Annotated in this window: 4 protein-coding genes; 1 reads left to right on the forward strand and 3 read right to left on the reverse strand. The window is 71.6% G+C overall.

From position 1 onward, the window contains the following. Positions 1 to 43: 43 nt before the first annotated feature. Genes ACCP09_RS39955 through ACCP09_RS39965 form a run of 3 tightly spaced genes read right to left on the reverse strand, consistent with a single transcriptional unit; the run spans position 44 to position 2,186 of the window. On the reverse strand, positions 44 to 766 hold the full coding sequence (locus ACCP09_RS39955) for a hypothetical protein (protein WP_017986638.1): 723 nt from the start codon (positions 764 to 766) through the stop codon (positions 44 to 46). Next, positions 763 to 1,941, reverse strand: coding sequence for a type VII secretion protein EccE (eccE, locus tag ACCP09_RS39960; RefSeq protein ID WP_433754295.1), 1,179 nt, complete (start codon positions 1,939 to 1,941; stop codon positions 763 to 765). Before eccE ends, ACCP09_RS39955 begins: the two co-directional genes overlap by 4 nt. A 23-nt stretch (positions 1,942 to 1,964) precedes the next feature. After that, positions 1,965 to 2,186: a hypothetical protein gene (locus ACCP09_RS39965; protein WP_431900962.1), complete on the reverse strand. Its 222-nt coding sequence runs from the start codon at positions 2,184 to 2,186 to the stop codon at positions 1,965 to 1,967. A gap of 237 nt (positions 2,187 to 2,423) precedes the next feature. On the opposite strand from ACCP09_RS39965, the gene eccB reads away from it, so the two are divergent. Then, positions 2,424 to 4,046, forward strand: a complete 1,623-nt coding sequence (eccB, locus tag ACCP09_RS39970; RefSeq protein WP_123683993.1) for a type VII secretion protein EccB — start codon at positions 2,424 to 2,426, stop codon at positions 4,044 to 4,046. The last annotated feature ends 69 nt before the right edge of the window (positions 4,047 to 4,115 follow it).

Genomic DNA, 4,115 nt, shown 5'->3' on the forward strand with positions numbered 1-4,115 from the left:
ATGACCACCCAGCTCGGGTTGTGTGCACAGATCAAGGGCGTCGTTAGTCGCCGCGGCGGACTGGGCCCAGTAGTGCCTGTTCTTTCGGTGTGGTGACCAGCCGTAGGGGGCGCCAGAGGTTCTGGCCCAGTGCCACCACCTGGTCGTCCTTCAGCGTGGTCAGCTGCCGCACCATCTGCGGCGGCAGGCGCCAGATCCGGGCTGCCAGCTCGGCCTGTCCGGCGGGCAGTCGCTGCATGAGCACGACGTCCGCGGCGTTCGCGATCGTCGTCGCCTGGGGGTGCAGGTACGGCAGCACGTAGACCGTCGTGTGCCAGGGCGATCGGGGCGGGAACAGGTCCTGTGGCGTCGGCCCGCCGTCGGTCACCACCAGCAGCGGTGCGTCTTCCGACGGGCGCGGCAGCTCTACCGGCGACAGCCGCCGGATGGTCACCAGCGGCGACGGTCGCCCGTTCGGCTGGTTGCCTGCCGCCTTCGGCAGCACCTGCCACGCGGCGGGCCGTCCGGTCGCGATCGTCACCCACGCGCCGACCGCCATCGCCCGCAGCGCCACCTGCCGCGCCAGGTACAGGCCGCCGACCAGCACGATCCGGGTGGGGGTGGCCCGCAGGGCGGAGATCGTCAGCGGCTCACCCTTGAGGCCGGAGCCGACGACGATGCCGCCGCGGTCACCGGACGGGCTGATCGCGTCCAGCAGCACGGGGTCGACCACGAACTCGGGCGCGACGCCCGTGTTCCGGCCCGGGTCACGAAGCCGCAGGCTCATGCGGTGCCTCCCATCGGCATGGTCGCGGCGAGCCCGTCGATCTGCAGGCCGCGCAGCGGGGTCAGCGACACGCCGACGCGTTCGGCGAGCGTGTTGAGCCGCTCGTCGGCGGCGTCCAGCTCACGCGGGTTGCGCGCGCTCAGCCGCACCACGCCGCGCAGGCCGACCTTGCCCTCGTCGTCCGCGGGTGAGATGGACATCGCCACGGTCGACGACAGGGTGCGCACGCTGGTCAGCGCGTTCAGCGTGGTCGTGATCTTGCCCTTGGGCCAGCTGGTGACGGCGTAGCTGGCGTGGCCGATGCCCGCCGCCGTCGCACTGGTCCAGTTCTCCTTCAGGTTCACCTTCGCGCCGCCACCGACCGCCGCGGTCAGCTCGGCGGCCGAGATCCCGGCCCGCAGCAGCTCGTCTGGGCTCAGCGGCCGGGTCGGCACGCCCTGCGACTCCAGTGCGTTGCGCACGCGGGACAACGCGCCGATCAGGGCGCGGTGCGCGCCGACGACGCCGCCGCCCCGCTCGCGGACCGCGTCCGGGCAACGACGCGGGTCGAGCCGGATCGCCACCCACGTGGTGCGTCGGGCCGCGGCCGGCAGCGGCCCGAGGACCTCCATATAGGACGTCAGCGCGGGCGAGTCCGCGGGCAGCGCCGCGCTGCCCGGGTAGCAGTGCCAGATCATCTGGATGGAGTCCAGGACGACGCCGCGGTCCTCCAGGCACGGCGCCAGCGCCGACAGCGGCAGGCTCGGCGCGCCGCCGGCCTGCGTGATCAGCGCGGGGGTGGGCTCGACGAGCAGGACCGCGGTCCACGTCCCGTCGTGCCAGGCGAGACCGACCTCCTGCAGCTCGTGGTCCTTGCCGTGCGCGACCACCAGGTCCGGCACGACCAGCCGCAGCAGGCTGACGCGCACGTCCTCCGGGCCGGTAACGGACACGTCGCCGGTCGCGATGGCCTGGGCGTCGGGCTTCGGCGGCGTCGACACCCGGTCGTGGCTGCGGAACGAGTAGCGCATCGTAAGTCCAGCCCATTGGGTGAACCACTGACCGCGCCACCGCAGGACCGCGATGATCAGCGCGGCGCCGAGGACGCCGATGCCGACGTAGAGCAGCGACTCGTTGATCGCGATGAGGACGAGCCCGATCGCGAGGCCGATCTCGAGAACCACGAGGTTGGTCACCGGGATCGGGCCGAGCCGGGTGTTCAGGACGCGGCGGCGAGCCGGGGGAGCGACCGGCGCGGGACGTTCGGGGGGCGGCTGCGCCGGCGGCGGACCACCCGGGCCACCAGGTCCGCCCGGACCACCGGGGCCACCGGGGCCACCAGGGCCGCGACCACCTGGACCGCCAGGCCCACCGGGGCCTCCGGGTCCCTGCGGGCCGCGCGGTCCGGCGGGTCCTCCCGGCCCGCCCGGAACGCCGCCACGCGGTGGCGGGCCCGGCGGACGGCCCCTCGGCGGCGGTGAACCCGGGGGCCCACCCGGACGTGGCGGAGTGGTGACGGACATCCGCTCGTTCTTCCCCTCGTACCTACAGCGATCCCGGCAAGCCGGTCGGCCGGGAACCCGACCCTAGCCGGAGTTGGGAGAAACCCACACCGGCGGAGATCCCGTACCGCTATCCTGCGGAACCGTACCGCGACTCGGGGAGCAGTAGGTCGAGAATGCCGTCAACACCGACAACGAAATCGCAAGTTCACGCTTACCAGTTCGTGCTGCGCCGCATGCAGTCCGCGCTGGTGCGGCGTGACTCGGTCATGCTCCACGATCCGATGCGGACCCACGGCAGAGCGACGATCGTCGGGTTCATCCTGGCGTTGCTCGGCGTCGTCGGCTTCGTGATCTTCGGGTTGATCAGCCCGAAGCCCGCCGTGCCGGACTCGGGAAACATCGTAATCGGCAAGGAGTCCGGCGCGATCTACGTCGTCACCGGCAACCCGAAGCAACTGGTCCCGACCTTCAACCTCGCCTCGGCGCGGCTGTTGCTGATGTCGCAGCAGGGGCAGGGCGGTACCGCGGCGGCGACCGCGGTGGAGCCGTCGGTGGTTCCGGACGACCAGCTCAAGGACATCCCGCGCGGGCGGCTGACGGGCATTGTGGACGGTCCGCAGCTGCTGCCGACCACGTCGCAGCGGGTGTCCGACGACTGGGCGGTGTGCGACCAGCTGACCATCCGGTCGGACCTGCCGAGCCAGCTGGCGCTGCAGCAGGCGACGAACGCCACGACGGTGCTCGCCGGCGTGCCCGACCCGGGACGTGAGCTGGGCGACAACGAGGCCGTGCTGGCCGTCGGCGACAACGACAAGCCGTACCTGATCTACCGCCTGGAGCGGAACCCGAACCAACCGAACGCGAACACCGTGCGGGCCGAGCTGGACCCGGCGCGCGCCGGTGTCTACACGGCACTGGGCCTGAACCCGCAGAACGCGCGCCGCATCTCCATCGGCTTGCTGAACGCCATCCCGCAGGTGACGCCGTTCACGCCGCCGACGATCCCGGGCAAGGGCAGCGCGACGCAGTTCCAGGCGCTGGACCTGGCCGGCCTCAACGTGGGTGACGTGTTCGCGGTGTCGTTCTCGGACGGCACGCGGAGCAGCTACGTGGTCCTGCAGAACGGGATCCAGCGCGTGTCGCCCGCCGTCGCGGACCTCATCCGGTTCTCGGGTAGCTCGACCGCCGCGCCGCGCCCGCAGGAGCTGTCGCCGAACACGATCACGTCGATCCGCCAGATCCAGTCCGGCGACAGCGACGCGCTCAAGGTCGACACCATGCCGAACACCATCCCGACCGTGCTGGACCCGACGCAGACCCCGGTGACCTGCCTCGGCTGGAACGTGGTGAACCCCGGAGACCCGACGACCGAGGACCAGCACACGGCCGTCTACGTCGGCACGCAGCTCCCCGTCCCCGCCGACGCGAAGCTGATCCAGATCGGACAGCCGAGCCCGGACGGCCTGAAGATCGACAACTTCTACATGCCCCCCGGCCGCGGAGCGGTCATCCGGTCGGCGACGTCGAAACAGTCCTTCGCGACGGGCCCCATCTCACTGGTGACCGACCGGGGCCTGCGGTACGGCGTCCCCGACGCGAACACCGCCAACGCACTGGGCCTGACCGACCCACGGCCCGCGCCGGACGCCATCGTGCGCCTCCTGCCCACCGGAGCATCCCTGAACGTGCAGGACGCCCAGCGGAGCTACGACTCCGTGCCGGTGTCGCCGAACGCCGGGAGCTTCCCCTCGCAGCAGCAACAGGCATCAGGAACCACCGGAACATCAGGCAACTAGTCCACAAAAGACAGCGGCCCTCCAACAAGCGGAGGGCCGCTTTTCTTTCAACCGCCGCCCGGCAACGAA

The organism is Amycolatopsis sp. 3B14 (assembly GCF_050958625.1).
Taxonomy (GTDB): domain Bacteria; phylum Actinomycetota; class Actinomycetes; order Mycobacteriales; family Pseudonocardiaceae; genus Amycolatopsis_E; species Amycolatopsis_E thermoflava.